Annotated in this window: 19 protein-coding genes; 14 read left to right on the top strand and 5 right to left on the bottom strand. The window is 61.9% G+C overall.

Annotated elements, in window-relative coordinates:
* Nucleotides 1–7 precede the first annotated feature (7 nt).
* The 4 genes from N2600_RS19645 to N2600_RS19630 all read right to left on the bottom strand — a co-directional run bounded on the left by N2600_RS19645 (nt 8) and on the right by N2600_RS19630 (nt 3,388).
* The gene (locus N2600_RS19645) at nt 8–787 is read right to left on the bottom strand and encodes an SDR family oxidoreductase (RefSeq protein ID WP_260297163.1); all 780 of its coding nucleotides are present in this window, start codon (nt 785–787) and stop codon (nt 8–10) included.
* An 81-nt stretch (nt 788–868) separates the two neighbouring features.
* Nucleotides 869–1,264, bottom strand: a complete 396-nt coding sequence (locus N2600_RS19640) for a DoxX family protein (protein WP_017968005.1) — start codon at nt 1,262–1,264, stop codon at nt 869–871.
* Between the two features lie 152 nt (nt 1,265–1,416).
* Nucleotides 1,417–2,565: a galactonate dehydratase gene (gene dgoD / locus N2600_RS19635; RefSeq protein WP_018497475.1), complete on the bottom strand. Its 1,149-nt coding sequence runs from the start codon at nt 2,563–2,565 to the stop codon at nt 1,417–1,419.
* A gap of 67 nt (nt 2,566–2,632) precedes the next feature.
* A complete protein-coding gene (locus N2600_RS19630) occupies nt 2,633–3,388 on the bottom strand; it encodes a FadR/GntR family transcriptional regulator (protein ID WP_260297162.1) in 756 nt (251 codons plus the stop codon).
* A gap of 213 nt (nt 3,389–3,601) precedes the next feature.
* On the opposite strand from N2600_RS19630, the gene N2600_RS19625 reads away from it, so the two are divergent.
* From N2600_RS19625 to N2600_RS19580, 10 genes are all read left to right on the top strand, one after another.
* Nucleotides 3,602–4,585 (top strand): arabinose ABC transporter substrate-binding protein, encoded by a 984-nt coding sequence (locus N2600_RS19625; protein ID WP_222384490.1) that lies wholly within the window; start codon nt 3,602–3,604, stop codon nt 4,583–4,585.
* 70 nt (nt 4,586–4,655) lie between these two features.
* Complete coding sequence (araG, locus tag N2600_RS19620; protein WP_260056785.1) at nt 4,656–6,161, top strand: L-arabinose ABC transporter ATP-binding protein AraG; 1,506 nt, start codon at nt 4,656–4,658, stop codon at nt 6,159–6,161.
* 19 nt (nt 6,162–6,180) lie between these two features.
* Nucleotides 6,181–7,131 carry an L-arabinose ABC transporter permease AraH gene (gene araH / locus N2600_RS19615; protein ID WP_222384492.1) on the top strand — a complete coding sequence of 317 codons (951 nt, stop codon included), beginning with the start codon at nt 6,181–6,183 and terminating at the stop codon, nt 7,129–7,131.
* On the top strand, nt 7,128–8,018 hold the full coding sequence (locus tag N2600_RS19610) for an aldose 1-epimerase (protein WP_222384493.1): 891 nt from the start codon (nt 7,128–7,130) through the stop codon (nt 8,016–8,018). Before araH ends, N2600_RS19610 begins: the two co-directional genes overlap by 4 nt.
* The gene (locus N2600_RS19605) at nt 8,019–8,798 is read left to right on the top strand and encodes an SDR family oxidoreductase (RefSeq protein WP_222384494.1); all 780 of its coding nucleotides are present in this window, start codon (nt 8,019–8,021) and stop codon (nt 8,796–8,798) included.
* Between the two features lie 207 nt (nt 8,799–9,005).
* Nucleotides 9,006–9,437 (top strand): OsmC family protein, encoded by a 432-nt coding sequence (locus N2600_RS19600; RefSeq protein ID WP_170257601.1) that lies wholly within the window; start codon nt 9,006–9,008, stop codon nt 9,435–9,437.
* Nucleotides 9,438–9,710: 273 nt separating this feature from the next.
* Nucleotides 9,711–10,319, top strand: coding sequence for a TetR family transcriptional regulator (locus N2600_RS19595; protein ID WP_170282091.1), 609 nt, complete (start codon nt 9,711–9,713; stop codon nt 10,317–10,319).
* Nucleotides 10,320–10,369: 50 nt separating this feature from the next.
* Nucleotides 10,370–11,509 (top strand): efflux RND transporter periplasmic adaptor subunit, encoded by a 1,140-nt coding sequence (locus N2600_RS19590; RefSeq protein ID WP_162119120.1) that lies wholly within the window; start codon nt 10,370–10,372, stop codon nt 11,507–11,509.
* Nucleotides 11,510–11,536: 27 nt separating this feature from the next.
* Entirely contained in the window at nt 11,537–14,683 is a 3,147-nt protein-coding gene (locus N2600_RS19585; protein ID WP_260297161.1) for an efflux RND transporter permease subunit, read from the top strand.
* 229 nt (nt 14,684–14,912) lie between these two features.
* Complete coding sequence (locus N2600_RS19580; RefSeq protein ID WP_260297160.1) at nt 14,913–16,823, top strand: beta-N-acetylhexosaminidase; 1,911 nt, start codon at nt 14,913–14,915, stop codon at nt 16,821–16,823.
* A 48-nt stretch (nt 16,824–16,871) separates the two neighbouring features.
* On the opposite strand, the gene N2600_RS19575 is transcribed toward N2600_RS19580, so the two are convergent.
* A complete protein-coding gene (locus N2600_RS19575; protein WP_222384498.1) occupies nt 16,872–17,783 on the bottom strand; it encodes an ROK family protein in 912 nt (303 codons plus the stop codon).
* Between the two features lie 326 nt (nt 17,784–18,109).
* Here N2600_RS19575 and N2600_RS19570 point away from each other — a divergent pair, with 326 nt between their 5' ends.
* The 4 genes from N2600_RS19570 to N2600_RS19555 all read left to right on the top strand — a co-directional run bounded on the left by N2600_RS19570 (nt 18,110) and on the right by N2600_RS19555 (nt 22,251).
* Entirely contained in the window at nt 18,110–18,679 is a 570-nt protein-coding gene (locus tag N2600_RS19570; protein WP_246730980.1) for an exopolysaccharide biosynthesis protein, read from the top strand.
* Nucleotides 18,680–18,829: 150 nt separating this feature from the next.
* Entirely contained in the window at nt 18,830–19,783 is a 954-nt protein-coding gene (locus N2600_RS19565; protein WP_017967990.1) for a sugar-binding transcriptional regulator, read from the top strand.
* A gap of 146 nt (nt 19,784–19,929) precedes the next feature.
* The gene (locus tag N2600_RS19560; RefSeq protein WP_017967989.1) at nt 19,930–21,240 is read left to right on the top strand and encodes an ABC transporter substrate-binding protein; all 1,311 of its coding nucleotides are present in this window, start codon (nt 19,930–19,932) and stop codon (nt 21,238–21,240) included.
* 138 nt (nt 21,241–21,378) lie between these two features.
* A complete protein-coding gene (locus N2600_RS19555; protein ID WP_017967988.1) occupies nt 21,379–22,251 on the top strand; it encodes a carbohydrate ABC transporter permease in 873 nt (290 codons plus the stop codon).

The following is a 22,251-nucleotide window of genomic DNA, read 5'->3' as shown; positions in this document are numbered from 1 at the left end:
GCAAGGGCTATCGCAACAAGCCCTGGCCACCGTCGATCCAGATCGGCGTACCGGTGATATGTCGGGCGCGTTCGGATGCGAGAAAGAGGATGGCTTCGGCAACATCCTCGCTCTTGCCTGCCTTGCCGCCGGCGATCGGAATATCGCCCTCAGGCCAAATGACCGGAACCTCCGTCTCCTCGCGATGGCGGCTGTCGGTATTGGCGCTGATATTGGTGTCGATCTCGCCCGGGCAGACGGCATTGACGCGAATGCCGTGCCGGCCGAGTTCGAGGGCGAGTTGCTGGGCCATGGCGACCTGGCCTGCCTTGGTTGCGGTGTAGGCGGTGGCGCCCGGCGTGGTGAAGGTTCGGGTGCCGTTGATCGAGGAGACGACGATGATCGAACCGCCGTGCCGCTTCAGATGCGGAACCGTCAGATGCAGGGTCAGGTAGGTGCCGCGCAGATTGACGGCGATGGTCTTGTCCCATTCTTCCGGCTTCAGATCGTCGATCGGCGCCCAGACGCCGTTGATCCCAGCATTGGCGACAACGATGTCGAGGCCGCCGAAGGTGTCGGTCAGTTGCGCGACGGCGCCCCGCATTTGAGCTTCGTCGCTGGTATCTGCCGTCAACGCTATTGACTGGCCACTGGCGGCCTTGATCTCGGCGCAAGTTTTTTCGACCTCGTCGGTGGTGCGGCTCAATGCTGCGACCCTTGCACCCTCGGCGGCGAGCCGCAATGCGGCCGCTTTGCCGATGCCGGAACCGGCGCCTGTCACCAATGCGATCTTTCCCTTCAGCTCCATGGGCGGGCTCTCCTTGCCGTTTTGCCGCTAGGCCAATGTTCGGCACGGCTCTTGGTTCCGGAAGAGAGCGGGTCGTCGCGGTTATCTTAGAAGCGTTTGCTTCAAGGCCCATTTTTCCGGTCCATGGACGGCGGCAAAGAGCAGGCCGGCGAGGAAGGTAAAGTGATCGATGAAGAAGCCGAACTCGGCCTGGTTCTGCTGCCAATGGGACGGACCGTGGAAAGCGAAAGCGAGGAAGATCACATAGATGCCTGCGAGCAGGCTGGCCTCGGTGAAGAAGGCGCCTGATATGAAAGCGAGCGCCAGCGCGATCTCGAAGAAGGCGGCGACCCAAGCAAGAAATGTCGCCATCGGAAAGCCTGCGGCGGCGATATAGCCTGCCGTCGCGCCGATGTCGGCGAACTTGAAGCCGGCGGCCATGAAGAAGACGAAGCTGAAGATGATGCGGGCGACGATGATTGCGATTGCTCTGGCCATTTTGAAATCTCCTCTTTGAGCTTCCACTATGACGGACGAGACACGCGATATCCGACACGAGCAATGAAAAAGGGCCGCTTGCGCGGCCCTATCACTTTGAATTGCACAATTCTTTCCGAAAATCGGTTCCGATTTTCGGGGGTTATGCGCTCTCACCATTCGGCGAAGCTGCCGTCGGCGTGTCGCCAGATCGGGTTGCGCCAACGATGGCCTTCCCTCGCGCGCTCGATGACATAGGCTTCGTCGACCTCGATGCCGAGACCCGGACCCTGCGGGATTGAGACGAAACCATCGGCATAATGGAACACCTCCTTGTTGGAGATGTAGTCGAGGATGTCGTTGCCCTTGTTGTAGTGGATGCCGAGACTCTGTTCCTGGATGAAGGCATTGTAGCTGACGGCATCGACCTGCAGGCAGGCGGCGAGCGCGATCGGGCCCAGCGGGCAATGCGGCGCCAGCGCCACGTCATAGGCCTCGGCCATCGCCGCGATCTTACGGCATTCGGTGATGCCGCCGGCATGGGAGAGATCCGGCTGGATGATGTCGACATAGCCGTCGGACAGAACCTGCTTGAAGTCCCAGCGCGAAAAGAGCCGCTCGCCGAGTGCGATCGGCGTCGAGGTATGATTGACGATATCGCGCAGCGCTTCCTTGTTTTCGGAAAGCACCGGCTCTTCGATGAACATCAGCTTGTAGGGATCGAGCTCCTTGGCGAGAACCTTCGCCATCGGCTTGTGGACGCGGCCGTGGAAATCGACGCCGATGCCGATATGCGGGCCGATTGCCTCACGGATGGCGGCAATGGTCTCGACTGCTTTCTCCACCTTCTCGTTGGTGTCGACGATCTGCATTTCCTCGCAGCCATTGAGCTTGATCGCCTTGAAACCGCGGGCAACCACTTCCTTGGCATTGTTGGCGACATCCGAGGGACGGTCGCCGCCGATCCAGGAATAGACCTTGATGCGATCACGGAGCTGGCCGCCGAGCAGGGAATGGATCGGCTGGCCGAGCGCCTTGCCTTTGATGTCCCACAGCGCCTGGTCGATGCCCGAGATCGCACTCATGTGGACGGCGCCGCCGCGATAGAAGCCGCCGCGATACATCACGGTCCAGTGGTCCTCGATCAGGAAAGGATCCTTGCCGATCAGGTAGTCTTCCAGCTCATGGACGGCGGCCTGAACCGTGAGTGCGCGGCCTTCGACGACCGGTTCGCCCCAGCCGACGATGCCTTCATCGGTCTCGACCTTCAAAAACAGCCAGCGCGGAGGAACGATATAGGTGGTGAGTTTGGTGATCTTCATCGCTGTTCTTTCAGTCTCTTCCCGGGTTTTGCGATCGGCGGCGCGTCCGCAGATTTGTCGTGATCGGTCATTTCGTTCTGCCGATCGCTTTTTCGGCCGCGGCTAGATCGCGCACCGCAAGATCGAGCATGCGGTTGGCACATTCGCGGGCGCCCGCCTTGTCACGCATGCGCAGGGCCTCGACCAACTGGCCATGAACGAGCACCGCGTCCTCGCGGTTCTCGACGCCGATATTGGAGGCATGCAACGCATATTTCAGCGCCGCGTGAATGGCGCTCGACAGGCGGCGAAAGACCTGATTGTGGCTGGCGGTGAGCAGCACCGTATGGAACATGACGTCGGCCTCGGTGAAGCTTTCCGGGTCGCGGGCGCTGTCGCGCATCTGCCGCCAGGCATTGTCGAGATCGGCGATCTCCTGGGCGCTGGCGCGTTCGGCGGCATATTCGGCGGCTGCCGGCTCGATGGTGCGGCGGGCTTCGAGGATGCAGCCGAGCAGGTCGAAATCCTTGATATAGGGACCCATCCATTCAAGCACGTCGGCGTCGAGGATATTCCAGTCGTCCTTGTCGCAGACGGTGGTTCCGATGCGCGGCTTGCCACGGACAAGGCCTTTCGACTCCAGCACTTTCAGCGATTCGCGAATGACGGTGCGGCTGACGCCGTATAGCTCGCAGAGATCGTTCTCGCGGGGCAGCGGCGAGCCTGCGGGATAGCGGTCCGCACAGATATCCTGAGCGATCGCCGCCGTGACGTTGCGGCGTACGCGCGGGCGGCGCTCGATGCGGCGGCTTTCGGCCCCGCCCTTTCGTTCGATTGTTTCCAATTCACCTCTCCGCTCTGTCTCGCGTGCTAGGCAACCGAACCTGATTATCGGAATTCGATCCGCTTTGCGACGCTTCCTCCCGCCACCTCGTCAACAATCCTATTATTCCAATCATCATACATTGGCAATTGACTGGTATGATGATTTGTCATAATTCATTGGGCGTTGCCTGGGAGGCAGCTGCTCGGTTTTTGAGAGTTTAGGGAGAGAGACATGCGCTTGTTCAAAGCAGCCATTCTGGCTGGCACTTTCGCCATTCTGGCAGCCGGCTCGGCATTTTCCGCGGACGTCAAGATAGGGTTCATCGTCAAACAGCCCGAGGAGCCGTGGTTCCAGGACGAATGGAAATTCGCCGACCAAGCCGCCAAGGAAAAAGGCTTTACCGTCGTCAAGATCGGCGCCGAAGACGGCGAGAAGGTCCAGTCGGCGATCGACAATCTCGGCGCCCAGGGTGCGCAGGGCTTCATCATCTGCACGCCCGACGTGAAACTCGGCCCCGGCATCGTCGCCAAGGCCGAAGCCAACCAGCTGAAGCTGATGACGGTCGACGATCGCCTCGTCAGCGCCGACGGCAAGCCGCTGGAAGACGTGCCGCATATGGGCATTTCAGCCACCAAGATCGGCGAGACCGTCGGCCAGGCGATCGTCGATGAAATCAAGAAGCGTGGTTGGGACATGAAGAATGTCGGCGCCGTGCGGGTCTCCTACGACCAGTTGCCGACCGCCGTCGACCGCGTCGAAGGTGCGATCTCGGTGCTGAAGTCCGCCGGCTTCCCGGCAGAAAACATCTACGACGCGCCGCAGGCGAAGACGGATACGGAAGCGGCGCTCAACGCGGCGACCACCGTTCTCAACAAACATGCCGACGTGAAATACTGGGTCGCTTTCGGCCTCAACGACGAAGCCGTCCTCGGCGCCGTCCGCGCCTCCGAATCGGTCGGTATTCCGGCTGCCAACGTCATCGGTGTCGGCATCGGCGGTGCGGAATCGGCGATCAATGAATTCAAGAAGCCGACAGCGACGGGCTTCTTCGGTACCGTCATCATCTCGCCGAAGCGTCACGGCTATGAGACGGCGCTCAACCTGTACGACTGGATCGCCAACGACAAGGAGCCGGCAAAGCTGACGCTGACCTCCGGTTCCCTGGCGCTGCGCGGCGATTACGAAAAGGTCCGCAAGGATCTTGGCATCGAGTGATCGTCCTTCCAAGATGATATCGTCCGGCGGCCGCTCAGCGTGCCGCCGGGTCTTTCTCGGCGGAGCGATGATGGCTTTCCTCGAATTCAGCAATATCTCCAAAGGTTATCCCGGCGTGCAGGCGCTGGCGAACGTGTCCTTCACGGTCGAGAGGGGCGCCGTCCACGGCCTGATGGGCGAAAACGGTGCCGGTAAATCGACACTGATCCGCGTACTGTCAGGCGATCAGGCGGCCGATGCCGGCAACATCCTCATCGACGGCGAGGAGCAGAAATACGCATCCGTTCGCGACGCCTTCCATGCCGGCGTGATCGTCATCCATCAGGAACTGCAGCTCGTTCCCGAGCTGACGGTCGCCGAAAATCTCTGGCTTGGGCGTTTCCCGGCCAAGGGCGGCGTCATCCATTCGAAGACGCTGATCGAGACGGTGCGCTCGAAGCTTGAGGAGATCGGCATCGATATCGATCCGTCGGCCAAGGTCGCTTCGCTGTCGATCGGGGCACGCCAGATGGTCGAAATCGCCAAGGCTGTCATGCTCGATGCACGGGTGATAGCGCTCGACGAGCCGACCTCATCGCTCTCCTCGCGTGAAAGCGAGATTCTGTTTTCGCTCATCGATACACTGAAGGCCAAGGGAACGGTCATTCTCTACGTCTCGCATCGCCTCGACGAGATTTTCAGGCTTTGCGACAGCCTGACGGTGCTGCGCGACGGCAGACTTGCCGCCCACCATCCTCAGATCGCCGAAACGACGCGCGAGCAGATCATCTCGGAAATGGTCGGACGCGAGATCAGCAATGTCTGGGGCTGGCGCGAACGTCCGCTCGGCGGCGTACGGCTGGAGGTCAAGGGCCTGTCGGGGCCGAGGCTGCGCCATCCGATCAGCTTTTCCGTCCGCCAGGGCGAAATCCTCGGTTTCTTCGGGCTGATCGGTGCCGGCCGTAGCGAGATGGCGCGGCTGCTTTACGGCGCCGACACCAGGCATCAAGGGCAGGTGACGATCGACGGCGTTGCCGTTTCGCCGAACAATCCGAAAGCGGCGATCAATGCCGGCATGGTGCTCTGCCCCGAGGACCGCAAGTTCGACGGCATCGTCCAGGGACGATCGATCGAGGAGAATATCGCCATCTCTTCGCGCCGGCATTTTTCGCCTTTCGGCATTCTGAGTCCGAGACAAGAGGCGGCGCTGGCGGACCGGTTCATCGCCAAGCTTCGGGTGCGAACGCCGTCGCGCCGGCAGGACATCATCAATCTCTCGGGCGGCAACCAGCAGAAGGTCATTCTCGGCCGCTGGTTGTCCGAGCAGGGTATCAAGGTCCTGGTCATCGACGAGCCGACGCGCGGCATCGATGTCGGGGCGAAATCGGAAATCTACGAAATCCTCTACGAACTTGCGGCCGGCGGCATGGCGATCGTGGTCATTTCAAGCGAGTTGCCGGAAGTCATCGGCATTTCCGATCGTATCATGGTGATGTGCCAGGGCAGAGTGGCGGCCAATGTCGCCCGTCCGGATTTCGATGAGCGCAGCATCCTGACGGCAGCGCTGCCCGACAAGAACGCCGCAGGCACCCTTTAGGACCGGGAAAATACGGACGATGAATTCGTTGAAAAAAATCCTTCTCGGCGAACAGGGGCTGGTGGTGATCTTCGCTGCTGCCTTCGTGATCGTCTCGCTTTTCGTTCCGAACTTCCTGACCGAGCGAAACATGCTGGGGCTGCTGCAGTCGGTCGTCACGATCGGCATCGTTGCCTGCACGATGATGTTCTGCCTGGCGTCGCGCGATTTCGACCTTTCGGTCGGATCGATCGTCGCCTTCTCCGGCATGATCGCGGTGATGGTCTCGAATGCGACGGGCTCCATTCCCGTCGGGCTGCTCGCCGCCCTGCTTTGCGGCGCCGTCGTCGGCCTCGTCAACGGCATCGTCATTGCGCGGTTTCGCATCAATGCGCTGATCACCACGCTTGCGACCATGCAGATCGTGCGCGGGCTGGCGCTGATCGCCTCTGACGGCCGGGCCGTCGGCATCAACGATGCCGATTTCTACCAGCTTGCCCTGTCGCGATTTCTGACCGTGCCGACGCCGATCTGGATCATGCTGATCCTTTTCATCCTCTTCGGTTTCGTGCTCAACCGCACCGTCTTCGGCAAGAACACCCTGGCGATCGGCGGCAATCCCGAGGCCTCGCGGCTTGCCGGCGTCAATGTCGTCAATATGCGGGTCTGGATCTTTGCGCTGCAGGGGCTTGTCTGCGGCATTGCCGGCATTCTGCTTGCCTCGCGCATCACCTCCGGCCAGCCGAATGCGGCGACAGGGCTTGAGCTTTCGGTGATTTCGGCCTGCGTTCTCGGCGGCGTTTCGCTGGCCGGCGGCCGGGCGGCGATGAGCGGCGTCATCGTCGGCGTGCTGATCATGGGTATTGCCGAAAACGTCATGAACCTCTTGAATATCCAGGCGTTTTATCAGTATGTGGTCCGCGGGCTGATCCTGCTGATCGCAGTGCTGCTCGACAATTTGAGGTCTTCGGCTGCGGGACGGCGCGGATGAACCAGGGACAAGCCGGCGATGACATCGAAATGAGGCACGGCGATTTCGCCGTACGGGCCAGCCGTCGGGGTGCCGCCGTCACCGCCGCGACCTACCGAGGCATGCCCTTTGTCGTGGCGGCCGGCGGCCCGGATGGAGCGATGGCGAATTTCGCAATGGTGCCGTTCGGCAATCGCGTGGAGGGCAATGCCATGTCCTTTGCCGGCCGCGACTATGCCTTCCAGCCGAATGCTTCCGATCCGCTCTATCTCCACGGCGACGGCTGGCTCAGCCTCTGGCAGCTTGAAGACTCAAGCTCGGAGCATGCGCAGTTCTCCTTTTCCCGGAGCGCCGACGGGGTTTCACCTTATGCCTATCTTGCCCGGCAGGAGATCCGTCTCACTGGCGATGCTCTGGTGCTGAGGCTTTCCGTGGAAAACCGCGGCGAAGCGGCTCTTCCTTTCGGGCTCGGTCAACATCCCTTCTTCGCGCGGACGCCAAAGACGCGACTGGCGATTGCGGCCGATCGCTATTGGAGCGAGCGGCCGGACCATCTGCCAGAGATGCCTGGCCCTGTGCCGGACCATTTCGATTTCAGATCCGAAAAGCTTTTGCCGCAGAGGTGGATGAACAATGCCTTCGAGGGCTGGAACGGGCGGGCGGCAATCGCCTGGCCGGAACTTGGAATTCAGGCGGCGCTGAAAGCCGACGGTGCGCTCGATCGCTTCATGCTGTATATTCCGGTCAACCGGAGCGACTTCTTCTGCCTCGAGCCGATGAGCCACCTGCCGAACGGCCACCACCTTCCTGATTTCGGCGGGCTCACGCCGCTTGCGCCGGGAGAGGCGCTTGCCGGCACGGTGACGATCCTGATGTCGGCGCTGCCGGTTCAACCGGAGGAGGGATAGATGAGCGGCCGCCTGCAGGGCAAGAACATCCTGGTCACCGGCTCTGCGCAGGGTATCGGCCTTGCGATCGCAAAGGCTTTCATGCGGGAGGATGCCGCCGTCTTTCTCGTCGATCGCGACGCCGCGCTGCTGGTGAAGACAGCGAAAGACCTCCAGCGCAGTGGTGGCCGGCTTGGTTATCTGCCGGCCGATATCACCGATTCCGGGACGATCACCACATTGGTCGCTCAGGCGAATGAAGAGATCGGACAGCTGAACGCGCTCGTCAACAATGCCGGGGTGAATGTCTTCGCCGAACCGCTCGAGACGACGGACGAGGAATGGAACCGCTGCTTCGACATCAATCTCAAGGGCGCATGGAATTGCTGCAGGGCGGTGCTGCCCGGCCTGATCGAACAGGGTGGCGGCGTCATCCTCAACATCGCCTCGACTCACGCTTTCACCATCATCCCGCACACATTTCCCTATCCGCTGGCAAAACACGCCCTGCTTGGAATGACGAAATCCTTAGGGCTCGAATATGCCGCCCGCAATATCCGCGTCAACGCGCTGGCGCCGGGTTATGTCTCGACGCAGAAGGTGATCGATTACTGGAACGGCTTTCCCGATCCGGAGGCGGCAAAGGCCGAGACGATGAAACTGCATCCCGGCGGGCGCATCGCGACGCCGGAGGAGATTGCCATGGCGGCCGTGTTCATGATCTCAGACGAGTGCCCGTTCATCAATGCCACCTGCCTGACGATCGACGGCGGCCTCAGCATGCTGCAGCATTCCGCCTGAAGGGCTTCGACCCCGCTATTTTACAAGCCTGTCGTCTTCTCGCGATAGAGCATTATATTGCCCATCGGGAAGGTTATCTGATCTCCCGCAGGCATGGAGCGGCGCCCTGCCGCTTCCTGGAAATAGTTGGAGCATGATGTCGTCCGAAAACCGTGTACACTTTTCGGCATCATGCGCTGAAAGCTCAATCAAAAACAGGAGGACGGCATGCAGATCAATCGTACGGCTTCGGCTCACTGGACCGGTGGCCTCAAGGACGGAAGAGGCCTGATCTCGACACAGAGCGGCGCCCTGAAGGATTATCCCTACGGCTTTGCGAGCCGCTTCGAAGGCGTTGCCGGCACCAACCCGGAAGAACTGATCGGTGCCGCCCATGCCGGCTGCTTCACCATGGCGCTGTCGTTGATCCTCGGGGAAGCCGGCTTTACCGCCGAGCATATGGAAACCTCTGCCAAGGTAACGCTCGAAAGCGTCGAGGGCGGCTTTGCCATTACCGCCATCCATCTTTCGCTCTCCGGCCGTATTCCCGGTGCCGATGAGGCGACCTTCACCGAACTCGCCAACAAGGCAAAGGCCGGCTGCCCGGTTTCCAAGGCGCTCGCCTCCGTTCCGATCACACTCGACGTCAAGATCGTCTGACACGTTACTTCATTGACGAGGTGCCGCGCGCTTCTCGCCGCGGCACTTTCCATTTGTCGCCTGCATTCTCGAGTCCGCCTATCCCGAAGTCGTCGGCTGTCGGCATGACACGGGCGGTACAGGCCTTCTCACCGCTTGATTGTCGCTTCCGCCGGATCGTGCTCGTCCCGCGACAATTTGTGCTGCGCCGCGGCATATTGACAAATAACGTCTTATATTTTACGACTGACGAAATTCGAAAATCGTCAGTCGTAAAATCAGGCCTCGGAACTTATGAACGACCTCGCGGAAAATACACTCGACATCACGCGGCAGGAGAATGTCACGCGCATTCTCGATTCAGCCGAGCGGCTGTTCCGTCACTATGGCTACAGCAAGACGACGGTGGCCGACATTGCCCGCGACCTCGGCATGTCGCCGGCCAATATTTATCGTTTCTTCGCCTCCAAGGTAGAGATACACCAGGCGCTCTGCGGGCGCATGCTCGCCATGTGCTATCAGATCGCCTATGACGTCCGCCATCAGCCGGCCAGCGCCAGCGAAAGGCTGCGCCGCTATGTCGAGACCCAGTATCAGTGGACGCTGGATGTGATGCTCGACGAGACGAAGGTGCACGAGATGATCATCGTCGCGATTGAGCGCGACTGGCATGTCATCGAAAAACATATCGACCGCGTTCATGATCTCATCGCCGAAATCATTGCCGAAGGCATTGCATCCGGCGAGTTCGCCGAGCAGGACCCGGTCGTTGCCTCGCGCTGCTTCGGCGCGGCGACGAACACGCTCTGCCATCCGCAGATGGTGGCGCAATGTCTTGCCAAAACGAACCGCGCGAGCGTCGACGAACTGATCGACTACGTGATCAGGGCGCTGAAGAAATAATGGACGGCGGCCGCCGTCGAAACCCCCGAAACGATCCAGGAGTGCGGAAGATGTTTTCGCTCAAGAACCTCAGCCATCGCATGCCGTCCGTCGCCAGTCTCGTGCTCGTGGGCGCCATCGGCATCGGCGTTTCCGCCTGCTCGGAAGAGAAGGCTGAGGTCAAGGAAGTCATCCGGCCGGTGAAGGTCGTCGAGATCGCCAAGGCCGGGGACACGCGCAAGCTCGATTATTCGGGTTCGGTCAAGGCGCGCACGGAGATGAACCTCGGGTTTCGCGTCGCCGGCAAGATCACCGAACGCCTCGTCGATATCGGCGACCGGGTGACGCCGGGCGACGTTCTCGCCCGCGTCGATGCCACGGACTACCAGCTGGCAGTCCGGACGGCGGAAGCCAATCTCGCCTCGGCGGAAAGGGGCGTCGAAACCACCGATCTCGTTAACAAACGCGCCGAGCAGCTTTTCGACAAGAGCGTCGCCCCGAAGTCGCAGGTCGAACAGGCTTCGCTCAGCCATGACCAGGCGATCTCACAGCGCGATGCCGCACTTTCCGCGCTCGACCAGGCGAAGAACCAGGTGAGCTATACCGAGCTCAAGGCCGGTCAGAACGGCATCGTCACTGCGATTAATGCCGATACCGGCCAGGTCGTCGGTTCCGGCACCGCCGTCGTCACGGTTGCGGTCGACGGCGAGAAGGAAGTGCAGATCGCCGTTCCGGAAAACGACATTGCCGAATTCAAGCCGGGCAAGACAGTCAAGGCAAGCTTCTGGGCCGACGACAGGCTGGTACTCGACGGCAAGGTGCGGGAAGTTTCCGGCAGCGCCGACCAGCAGTCGCGCACGTTCGCCGTCCGGGTGAGCCTGCCGAACGATCCGCGCGTGCTTCTCGGCATGACGGCGACGATCGAGGCCGAGGTCAGCAATGGCAGCAGCTATGTCTCGATCCCGCTCAGCGCCCTGGCTGAAAAGGACGGCAAGCAGATGGTCTGGACCGTCGACCGCGACACGGCGACCGTACATGGCCGCGACATCAAGGTCGCCGATTTCACCGGTGACGGCGTGCATGTGACCGAGGGTCTCGATAGCGGCGATCTCGTCGTTTCGGCCGGCACGCAGTTCATGAGCGAGAACCTGAAGGTGAAAGTGCCGGACCAGCAGTCGGCCCTGGCCGCCACGGACCAGGCCGTGCGCTGATCGCGCCATAGGATAGGGAACAAGACCATGGACGCCACCACCACCGAAAAGCGGCCCTTCAATCTGTCGCGCTGGGCAATCGGACATCCGAGCATCGCCCGCTTCCTCTTCGGGCTGATCATCGTCACCGGCGTGCTCGGCCTGATGCGCATGGGCCAGCGCGAGGACCCCGAATTCACCTTCCGCGTCATGGTTGTTCAGGCGATCTGGCCAGGTGCTTCCATTCAGGAAATGGAAGATCAGGTCGTCAACAAGATCGAGCGCAAGCTGCAGGAAACGCCGCATATCGACTGGGTCAAGTCCTATACGCGGGCGGGCAGTGCGATCATCACCCTGCAGGTCAAGGGCGACACGAATTCGCAAGAGGTGGCGGATGCCTTCTACCAGGTGCGCAAGAAGGTCGGCGACATCTCCAACGAGCTGCCGCAGGGCCTGCTCGGCCCTTATTTCAACGACGAGTTCGGCGATACCTTCATCACGCTGCATTCGATCAGCGGCGACGGCTATTCCTATCCGGAGCTGAAGAAATTCGCGATCCAGGCGCGCGACATGTTGCTGACGACGCCGGGCGTCGAGAAAGCCGTCATCATCGGCGACCAGCCTGAGAAGATCTATGTCGACGTCTCGTCCAAGTCGCTCGCCGAGCGCGGCCTGACGATCCTCGATCTGCAGAATGCCATCAAGGGCCAGAACAATGTCGATCCGGCAGGCTCGGTCGATACCGGCCTGCGGTCGGTGCGCATATCGGTCGAAGGCGACGTGAAGAAAGCAGCCGACATCCGCGAACTGCGCCTTCGCGCCGGCGGTCAGGTGACGCGCCTCGGCGATATCGCCACCGTCAGTTCCGGGCTCGAAGATCCCTACCAGCGCAAGTACCGTTTCAACGGCCACGACAGCGTTCAGGTCGGCGTCGTGATGGCCAAGGGCTTCAACGTTACCGATGTCGGCAAGGGCGTGGAGGCGACCTATCAGCGCTTCGAGGAGGCGCTGCCCTACGGCGTTGCCGTCGACCAGATCGCCAACCAGCCCGACGTGGTGACGGATGCTGTCAGCGAATTCATGCATGCGCTCGGCGAAGCTCTCATCATCGTGCTGGTCGTCTCGTTCGTGTCGATCGGCTGGCGATCGGGCCTCGTCATCGCCATCGCCATTCCGCTGGTACTCGCCGCCACCTTTGCGCTGATGTACGAACTCGGCATCGATCTGCAGCGCATCTCGCTCGGCGCGCTGATCATCGCGCTCGGCCTGCTCGTCGACGATGCGATGATCGTCGTCGAGATGATGGAACGAAAGCTGGAGGAGGGGCTCGTCAAGATCGAAGCGGCAAGCTTCGCCTATTCCTCGACCGCCTTCCCGATGCTGACGGGCACGCTGATCACCACGGCCGGCTTCATTCCCGTCGGCTTCGCCGCCTCGACGGCCGGCGAATATGTGCGCTCGCTGTTCTACGTCGTCGGCATCGCGCTCGTCACCTCGTGGTTCGTCGCGGTCTACTTCACGCCGTGGCTCGGCTATATGATCCTCAAGCAGCGCCATCATGCCGGCGAGCATCGCGACGCCTTCGACACCGGCTTTTACCGTCGGCTGCGCGGCACGGTCGGCTGGGCGGTGCGCCACCGGGTCATCGTGCTGCTGCTGACGCTCGGCACCTTCGTCGCCAGCCTCTGGGCCTTCCAGTTCATTCCGCAGAATTTCTTCCCGCAATCCTCGCGGCCGGAAATTCTCGTCGATCTCTGGCTACCCGAGGGCACCAGCATTCGGGAAGTCGAGGTGCAGGCAAAGGCGCTCGAAGCCAAGATGATGGATGATCCCGACAAGCGGTTCATCGCCACCTATATCGGCGAAGGCGCGCCGCGCTTCTTTCTGCCGCTCGACCAGCAGCTGCGCAATCCGAACTTCGCCCAGCTGCTCGTCATGGCCAATGACGAACCGGCACGCGAGCGGCTGATCGTCAAGCTGCGGACGATCCTTGCGGAAGACTTCCCCGACATTCGCGGCAAGGTCGACCGCCTCTTCCTCGGTCCGCCGACCGGCTGGCCGGTGCAGATGCGCGTCATGGGACCCGACCGCCTGAAAGTCAGGGAGATCGCCGATCAGGTAAAGGCGCGCTTCCAGGCCAACCCGGAGCTCGGCGCCATCCATGACGACTGGCTGGAAGAGGTGCCGGCGATGAAGCTGGTGATCGACCAGGACCGCGCCCGGGCACTCGGCGTCACTTCGCAGCGCGTACGCCAGGTGCTGCAGACCGCCATGTCGGGGACGTCGCTCGACGATTTCCGTGACGGCGAGGAGACGGTCTCGATCGTCGCTCGCGAGCCGAATTCCAGCCGTTCGCTGCTGTCGGCCGTCAATTCCGTCTATGTGCCGACGGACTTCGGCAGTTTCGTGCCCGTTTCGCAGGTCGCCAAGGTCGTGCCCGTCATGGAGCAGGGCGTCGAATGGCGTCGCGACCGGCTGCCGACGATCACCGTGCGCGCCACGCTGCCGGACGGCGTGCAGCCGAACGACGTGGTGATGAAGATGTATGCCGACATGAAGGACCTGCGCGACAGCCTGCCGGCCGGCTACAATGTCGAGATCCAGGGCGGCGCCGAGGATGCGGCGGAGAGCCAGATGTCGATTGCCGCCAAGGCGCCGATCATGCTCGCCGTCATCATCGTGCTGCTGATGATACAGCTGCAGCATTTCGGCAAGGCGATGCTGGTGCTCGCCACCGGCCCGCTCGGGATCATCGGTGCGGCGGCCGCATTGCTGATCAGCGGCGCGCCTTTCGGCTTCGTGGCGATCCTCGGCGTCATCGCCCTGCTCGGCATCATCATGCGCAACTCGATCATCCTGGTCGATCAGATCGATCAGGATATCAAGGCCGGCATGCACCGGCAGGAGGCGATCGTCGGTGCTGCCGTGCGGCGTTTCCGGCCGATCATGCTGACGGCGCTGACCGCGGTGCTGGCGCTGATCCCGATTTCGCGCGGCGTCTTCTGGGGCCCGCTCGCCTACGCGATGATGGGCGGCATCCTGGTTGCCACAGTGCTTACCATTCTGGTTCTGCCCGCCGGTTACGCCCTCTTCTTCGGCCGGGAGCCGAAGGCAAAGGACGAGCCAGGCCAGCATGCCGACGCCATCCAGGAAGAGGCGGATGACAGATATCCGCCGGCGTTGGCAGCAGAGTGAGGACGGCGCGGCGAAAGCCGCGCCGTTTTCTTGCAGGGTCAGCTCTCCGTCAAAGCACGTTGCTGCTTAGCCGCGGCTCGGCAGCCAGCCTTTGAACGGCTCATCGCTGTCCGCTCCGCCTCGGACCCGGGCCACGATTCCATTGCCGCCTCGAAAAAGCTAAGCTGCGAAAGCATGCCGGGAGACCAACCGCGATCCCGGCCACTCAGCGACGAGGCAGGGCACGACCATGGTCGATTACCATCTGGAAGCAAGCTGGAGCCCGATCGAGGACAGTTTCGGGCGCCTCACCTTCACGCTTTTCAATCTTTCGGCAGAGCTGCTGTCCGGCTTCTCGCTCGCCTATACGTCAGAGACGCGGGTTGCCGACAAACATGTCTGCGACGGCGGCAGCCTCAGGCGGCAGGTCGCGCATTTCCACGAATTCCTGCCGCCCGAAGGGCTGAGCGTGCCGCCCGGCGGGCGCTGGCGGTTCACCGTCGAGGGGCTGACCAGGGCGCCGAAACATATGACATCAGGCGTCAAATCGGCCTATCTGACACTTGGCGACGGACGCCACGTTCCGGTTGGTTTCGGCGATCTCATGCTCGAAGGCCGGGATGCTGGCGTGGCGCCGCCGCTTCTGCCGCCGGGCCGCGCCGAGGAACCTTATTCGCTGCTGCCTTGGCCGCTGGCGCTTGGGCTGAAGGCGGGAGAGCTGCCGGTCGTCCTTCATCCGGTCGAGCGGACGCCGCCCGATGCGGTCAAGGCGCTCTCGCTGGTTCTTGCGCTTTACCAGCGGCTCTATCCGGCCGACAATATGCCGTTTTCCCTCAGTGCCGTCGAAGGCGGGCGGGCCATTCGTTTCGTTACCGAATCGTCGATCGCCGCCTCTGCTTACGAATTGCGTTTTACGGCGCATGAGATCGTGCTTTCGAGTGCGGATACGGCCGGGCGGCATTACGGGCTGATCAGCCTGGCGCAACTGCTGCACGGCTCCCGCGCCGATCGCGAGCGCTTCAAATTCCCCAATTTCGGCACAATCGCCGACCAGCCGCGTTATGACTGGCGCGGCTGCCATCTCGATGTGTCCAGGCAGTTCTATCCGGTGGCAGACGTCGTGCGGCTGATCGATATTCTCGCCTGGAACAAGCTCAACATCTTCCACTGGCATCTGACCGACGACGAAGCGTGGCGGCTGGAGATCAAGGCCTATCCGGCGCTGACGGAGATCGGTGCCCGGCACGGGCCGGATGAAGTGCTCGTGCCGCAGCTCGGCGACGGGGCTGAGACGCGCTCCGGCCATTACACGCAGCAGGACGCCAGGCGGATCGTTGCGCATGCAGCCTCGCTGCATATCGAAGTGGTGCCGGAAATCGATATTCCGGGTCACAGCACGGCGACGCTGTTCTCGTTGCCCGAACTCGTCGACGGGCAGGAGGCGCCGGACAGTTACCGCTCGGTGCAGGGTTATCCGAACAACGCCCTTAATCCGGCGGTGGAATTCACCTATGAATTTCTCGGCAAGGTGTTCGATGAGATGGTGACGCTGTTTCCCGGCGAATATCTTCATATTGGCGGCGACGAGGTGGCGCATGGCTCCTGGCTTTCCTCGCCGCTCTGCAAAGTGCTGATGGAGCGGGAGAAACTTGCCGGCACTGCCGAGCTGCAATCCTATTTCCTGAAACGCATCAAAGCCATGCTGTCGGAGCGCGGCAAGAAGCTCGCCGGTTGGAACGAGGTCTCGCATGGCGGCGGCGTCGATCGCGACGGCACGCTGCTGATGGCCTGGGAAAAGCCGGCCGTCGGCATCGAGCTCGCGCAAGAAGGTTACGACGTGGTGATGACACCGGGGCAGGCCTATTATCTCGACATGGCGCAGGCGGAGGCCTGGGCCGAGCCGGGCGCCAGCTGGGCGGGCCACGCACCGCCGGAACACACCTATGCTTACGAGGCCGAGGGCGAGCTGCCGGAGGCGCTGCAGGAGAAGATGCGCGGCATCCAGGCCTGTATCTGGACCGAGAACTTCGTCTCGCGCGCCTATTTCAACCGGCTGGTTTTTCCGCGTCTCCCGGCAATCGCCGAGGCTGCCTGGACGCCTTTGGCGCGCAAGGACTGGGATCGGTTCGCAGCAATCGTGCGGATGTGGCCGGTGCTTTAAGGAATGGCTGCGGACGGAAGATCGCTTCGCACTTTTCGCGGAATTGCTTCAGTCCGCCTTGGCCTTCAGTCCCAGCAGTGCCGCGCCGATCAGACCGGGTTCGATGCGGCATTCGCTGCGCACCACCAGCGGGCGATCGAGCTTGCGCAGGATGCGGGCGCGCACCGCGTGGTCGAGCGCGGCAAGCAGCGGCTCGGCATTGGAAAGCCCACCGCCGACAGGCACGATGGTCGCGCCGGTGATGTTGATCGTCAGCGCCAAGGGCGAGGCGACGAGATCGACATAGACGTCGATCGTCCGTGTCGCCTTCTCCTCTCCATGGCGCCACTGAGCGATGATCTCCTCGCTGGCAAGGTCGAGATCGTGCAGCGTCTTGTGCAGGCGTTCGAGGCCGCGGGCGCCGCCGACGGTGTCGACGCAGCCCCTCTGGCCGCAGCCGCAGGCATAAGCGGGAATGGCGACGGGCGGGTTGCCGGCCGCGGATGCGATGATCGGCCCGTGACCCCACTCGCCGGCAAAGCCGCCGGCCTCGTTGACGAGGCGCCCGTCGGCAACCAGGCCGCCGCCGACGCCGGTGCCGAGGATGGCGCCGAAGACGATGCGGTGGCCGCGGCCGGCGCCGAGACCGGCTTCGGCCATCGCGAAACAGTCGGCATCGTTGGCGATCAGCACCGGCAGGCCGAGTTCGGCTTCGAGATCGGCGCCAAGCGTGCGTTCGTGGATGCAGGGAATGTTGGCGCAGATCAGGCGCTGCGTATCGGGATCGACGACGCCGGCGATGGAGAGGGCGATGCCGTTCGGTTGTTGGCCGGTTTCGGCGATGATGTCGTGCAGGGTCTCGACGAAAGCGGCAAAATCATCCCTGGGCGTCGGGCGGCGGCCGAGGGGAACGATGTCTGTCTCGGAACGAGCGATGCCGCCCTTGATGGCGGTGCCGCCGATGTCGAATGAAATGATCATTGCCACTCTGCCGTTTCTCTCCCGCGTCTGCTTGCATTGTTGGCGGGGAATTTCAAGCGCTCATTCGGCGGCGGTGTCGCCGGGTTTAGGGTCGTGCCGTGTGGCACCTCCGCTGTTCTGCCGGACATCTCTCCTACAAGTGGGGAGATCAGATAGGCGGGACGGGTTTCCGTCCCCGCAAGTCATTCAATTGGCATATTGCATCGCCAGAATCCGGCCCTACACTTTCATCAACTGCCGGACCCACGACCATCGATACGAGAGAAAACAGTACCATCCGAAGACCACGTCCCAAAGGCCGCCGCCTCTCATCCATTTTGCGGCAAATGGCCGCCGATCAAAGCCGCGAACGGATCTCGATCGGCGATCTGTTCGACACGATGGGCGACAGGGCGATCAGCGCGTTGATGCTGATCTTCGCGCTTCCGAACGCCTTTCCTACGCCGCCGGGCACCTCGGCCGTGCTCGGGGCGCCATTGGTCTTCCTGGCAGCGCAACTGACCTTTGGGCTGAAACCCTGGCTACCGAAGGTGATTGCCAACCGTTCGATGCGCCGGGAGGATTTCGAGGCCATTGTCGGCCGCATCTACCGCTGGCTCGCCTGGGCCGAACGCATGCTGAAACCAAGGCTTGCGATCTTCGCCGAACCGCCGGCGGAATATCTTGCAGGGGCGGCATGCCTGCTGCTGGCGATCGTGCTGCTGCTGCCGGTCCCGCTCGGCAACATGCTGCCGGCGATCACGATCTCGGTCTTCGCCTTCGGCATATTGGGCCGTGACGGTCTCTTCGCGCTCATCGGCTTCGTGATGACGGCCGTGTCGCTCGTCGTCGCCGGCGGGGTGATTTACGGTCTCGTGAAGGCGGCGATCTATCTCGTCGTGCAATGGTTTGCCTAAACGGAGTTTGCTTGAGTGACGGCCGTTATTTGGCGAGGCTCTTTGCAATAGGCTCGACATTTGCCGGAATTTTGTTTTGATCTGGCGCGATACAGACTCAAATCATGTTCGGCGCCGGCCCGCCGGCTCACTTTGCGCGATAGGCATTAGATGGTAAAAAGATCCGAGACCCCCGCACGGCTGGACGATGCGGCGCGTGCCGGCTGGCTCTATTACGTCGCCGGGCGCACGCAGGATGAAATCGCCGCGGCGATGGGCATTTCACGACAATCGGCGCAGCGGCTGGTGTCGCTGGCGGTCGCCGAGCGCCTGATCAAGGTGCGGCTCGATCATCCGATCGCCGCCTGCCTGGAACTCGGCAATCAGCTGCGTCGGAAATTCGGGCTGAAACATGTGGAGGTGGTGCCGAGCGATCCCGCGTCGTCGTCGACGACGGTCGGTATTGCCGAGGCGGCCGCGGCCGAGATCGAGCGGTGGCTGAAACGGCCGGAGCCGATCGTACTCGCCATCGGGACCGGCCGCACGCTGAAGGCGGCCGTCGACCAGCTTCCGGCGATCGAATGTCCCAATCACCGCATCGTTTCGCTGACCGGCAATATTGCCCCGGACGGATCGGCCGCCTATTACAACGTCATCTTCAGCATGGCCGATGCCGTGAAGGCGCGGCACTATCCGATGCCGTTGCCGGTGCTCGTCACCTCGGCGGAGGAGCGGGAGCTGCTGCATGGTCAGCAGCTGGTACGCTCGACGCTTAATATAAGCGCGCAAGCCGATGTCACCTTCGTCGGCATCGGCGAGCTCGGCATCGATGGGCCACTCTGCGTCGATGGTTTTCTCGAGAAGGACGAGATGATGGAACTGATGCGCGGGGGTGCTGTCGGCGAAATCTGCGGCTGGATCTTCGATGTCGACGGCAGGTTGATCGACAACCCGATCAACGAGCGCGTCGCATCTGCCCCGATCCCGTCCCGCGATGCATCGATGGTCATTGGGCTGGCCAAGGGCAAGCGCAAGTTCAAGGCGATCAGGGCCGCCGTTGTCGGTCATCAAATCAATGCTCTGATCACTGACGAAGAGACGGCCGAGTTTTTGCTCAAGAGCTGAGCAAAAAATATCCGATTTAAATCAAGGGTATCACTACTGCCTTCGGCGTTGCAGCAACGATTGCCGATTGACATTCTTTATCGTTTGTTGAGTAATTGCCCATGAGCGAAGCGAATGCTCACACCCCATCTTCTGGGAGGAAGATTATGACATTGAGAACTTTTCTGCTGGGCGCCTGCTCAGCACTGGCGTTTGCCGGCATGGCTTCGGCCGAGACACTGACAATCGCGACCGTGAACAACGGCGACATGATCCGGATGCAGAAGTTGACGGATGATTTCAAGGCGAAGAATCCCGGCATCGACCTTGAATGGGTAACGCTCGAAGAAAACGTGCTGCGCCAGAAGGTCACGACCGACATCGCGACCAAGGGCGGCCAGTACGACGTCTTGACGATCGGCACTTATGAAGTGCCGATCTGGGCAAAACAGGGCTGGCTGGTGCCGCTCGACAATCTCGGCGCCAACTACGACGTCGACGACCTGCTGCCGGCGATCCGCAGCGGCCTGACCGTGGACGGCAAGCTCTATGCGGCGCCGTTCTACGGCGAAAGCTCGATGGTCATGTACCGCAAGGACCTGTTCGACGCCGCCGGCCTGAAGATGCCGGACGCGCCGACCTGGGACTTCATTGCCGACGCTGCCCGCAAGATCACCAACAAGGACAAGGAAGTCTACGGCATCTGCCTGCGCGGCAAGGCCGGCTGGGGCGAGAACATGGCCTTCCTGACGGCCATGTCCAATTCCTTCGGCGCACGCTGGTTCGACGAGAAGTGGAAGCCGCAGTTCGATCAGCCGGAATGGAAGGACACGCTCGACTTCTACGTCAAGCTGATGAAGGATGCAGGCCCTCCTGGCGCCTCCTCCAACGGCTTCAACGAGAACCTGGCGCTGTTCCAGACCGGCAAGTGCGGCATGTGGATCGACGCAACGGTTGCCGCTTCCTTCGTCGCCGATCCGAAGCAGTCGCAGGTCGCCGACAAGGTCGGCTTCGCGCTCGCCCCGGACAAGGGCCTCGGCAAGCGCGGCAACTGGCTCTGGGCCTGGAGCCTTGCCATCCCGGCAGGTTCGCAGAAGGCCGAAGCTGCCGAGAAGTTCGTCGCCTGGGCCACGAGCAAGGAATACAGCAACCTCGTCGCCGAGAAGGAAGGTTGGCTGAACGCACCTCCGGGCACTCGCAAATCTCTCTACGCGAATGCGGACTACCAGAAGGCGGCTCCCTTCGCCAAGATGACGCTCGACTCGATCGAGTCGGCCGACCCGACCAAGCCGACCGTCAAGCCGGTCCCCTATGTCGGCGTCCAGTTCGTGGCGATCCCGGAATTCCAGGGCATAGGCACGGCAGTGGGTCAGCAGTTCTCGGCAGCCCTTGCCGGCCAGCTTTCGGTCGACCAGGCCCTGAAGAGCGCACAGCAACTGGCAACCCGCGAAATGACCAAGGCCGGTTACATAAAATAGAACCTCCCGAGCAAGAGGCGGATACTTGACATTCCGCCTCTCTGGGCCGCCGATTGCCCGAACTGCATCGGCGGCCTCTTTTTTCAGACATAGCTGCCTTGCGGCCGCTCCCCGCTTCAGTCCAGATCGGTGATTGCCATGGCAACCTTACACACCCGCTCCTCCGCGCGTCTGATGATTGCGCCCTCCGTGCTGCTGCTTTTTGCATGGATGATCGTCCCACTTGCGATGACGATCTATTTCTCGATGCTGAACTACAATCTGCTCAGCCCCGGCATGGAGAGCTTCGTCGGCTTTCTGAACTACGAATATTTCCTATCCGATCCGGCCTTCATCGCCGCGCTGGTCAATACGCTGCTGCTCGTGGCCGGCGTTCTGTTGATCACCGTCATCGGTGGTATCGCCTTTGCGCTGCTGCTCGACCAGCCGATGTACGGCCAGGGCATCGTGCGCATCCTGGTGATCGCGCCGTTCTTCGTCATGCCGACGGTGGCAGCACTCGTCTGGAAGAACATGTTCATGAACCCGGTCAACGGGTTGTTTGCCCATCTTGCCAAGGCGATCGGCTTGCAGCCGATCGATTGGCTGGCGAATGCGCCGCTGTTTTCCGTCATTCTGATCGTCGCCTGGCAGTGGCTGCCCTTTGCCACCCTCATCATGTTGACCGCGTTGCAGTCGCTCGACGAGGAGCAGAAGGAAGCCTCCGAAATGGATGGCGCCGGTCCGATCTCGAAGTTCATCTACATCATCCTGCCGCACATGGCGCGTGCCATCACCGTGGTGATCCTGATCCAGACGATCTTCCTGCTTTCGGTCTTTGCCGAAATCCTCGTCACCACCAACGGCGGACCGGGCACCGACAGCACCAACCTCACCTACCTCGTCTATGCCCAGGCGCTGCTGCAGTTCGATATCGGCGGGGCATCGGCCGGCGGTATCGTGGCTGTTATCCTCGCCAATATCGTCGCGATCTTCCTCGTGCGCCTCGTCGGCAAGAATCTGGAGGCTTGA

The sequence above is a fragment of the Rhizobium sp. WSM1274 genome (assembly GCF_025200775.1).
GTDB lineage: Bacteria > Pseudomonadota > Alphaproteobacteria > Rhizobiales > Rhizobiaceae > Rhizobium > Rhizobium leguminosarum_I.
This window is presented reverse-complemented; position numbering and strand designations above follow the sequence as displayed.

Excerpts from the sequence above, each read along its gene's own strand:
- N2600_RS19645 (WP_260297163.1), bottom strand. The coding sequence starts at position 787 with ATGGAGCTGAAGGGAAAGATCGCATTGGTGACAGGCGCCGGTTCCGGC.
- N2600_RS19580 (WP_260297160.1), top strand. The coding sequence starts at position 14,913 with ATGGTCGATTACCATCTGGAAGCAAGCTGGAGCCCGATCGAGGACAGT.
- dgoD (WP_018497475.1), bottom strand. The coding sequence starts at position 2,565 with ATGAAGATCACCAAACTCACCACCTATATCGTTCCTCCGCGCTGGCTG.
- araH (WP_222384492.1), top strand. The coding sequence starts at position 6,181 with ATGAATTCGTTGAAAAAAATCCTTCTCGGCGAACAGGGGCTGGTGGTG.
- N2600_RS19555 (WP_017967988.1), top strand. The coding sequence starts at position 21,379 with ATGGCAACCTTACACACCCGCTCCTCCGCGCGTCTGATGATTGCGCCC.
- N2600_RS19600 (WP_170257601.1), top strand. The coding sequence starts at position 9,006 with ATGCAGATCAATCGTACGGCTTCGGCTCACTGGACCGGTGGCCTCAAG.
- N2600_RS19640 (WP_017968005.1), bottom strand. The coding sequence starts at position 1,264 with ATGGCCAGAGCAATCGCAATCATCGTCGCCCGCATCATCTTCAGCTTC.
- N2600_RS19605 (WP_222384494.1), top strand. The coding sequence starts at position 8,019 with ATGAGCGGCCGCCTGCAGGGCAAGAACATCCTGGTCACCGGCTCTGCG.
- N2600_RS19590 (WP_162119120.1), top strand. The coding sequence starts at position 10,370 with ATGTTTTCGCTCAAGAACCTCAGCCATCGCATGCCGTCCGTCGCCAGT.
- N2600_RS19575 (WP_222384498.1), bottom strand. The coding sequence starts at position 17,783 with ATGATCATTTCATTCGACATCGGCGGCACCGCCATCAAGGGCGGCATC.
- N2600_RS19585 (WP_260297161.1), top strand. The coding sequence starts at position 11,537 with ATGGACGCCACCACCACCGAAAAGCGGCCCTTCAATCTGTCGCGCTGG.
- N2600_RS19570 (WP_246730980.1), top strand. The coding sequence starts at position 18,110 with ATGGCCGCCGATCAAAGCCGCGAACGGATCTCGATCGGCGATCTGTTC.
- N2600_RS19625 (WP_222384490.1), top strand. The coding sequence starts at position 3,602 with ATGCGCTTGTTCAAAGCAGCCATTCTGGCTGGCACTTTCGCCATTCTG.
- N2600_RS19565 (WP_017967990.1), top strand. The coding sequence starts at position 18,830 with ATGGTAAAAAGATCCGAGACCCCCGCACGGCTGGACGATGCGGCGCGT.
- N2600_RS19560 (WP_017967989.1), top strand. The coding sequence starts at position 19,930 with ATGACATTGAGAACTTTTCTGCTGGGCGCCTGCTCAGCACTGGCGTTT.
- N2600_RS19610 (WP_222384493.1), top strand. The coding sequence starts at position 7,128 with ATGAACCAGGGACAAGCCGGCGATGACATCGAAATGAGGCACGGCGAT.
- araG (WP_260056785.1), top strand. The coding sequence starts at position 4,656 with ATGGCTTTCCTCGAATTCAGCAATATCTCCAAAGGTTATCCCGGCGTG.
- N2600_RS19595 (WP_170282091.1), top strand. The coding sequence starts at position 9,711 with ATGAACGACCTCGCGGAAAATACACTCGACATCACGCGGCAGGAGAAT.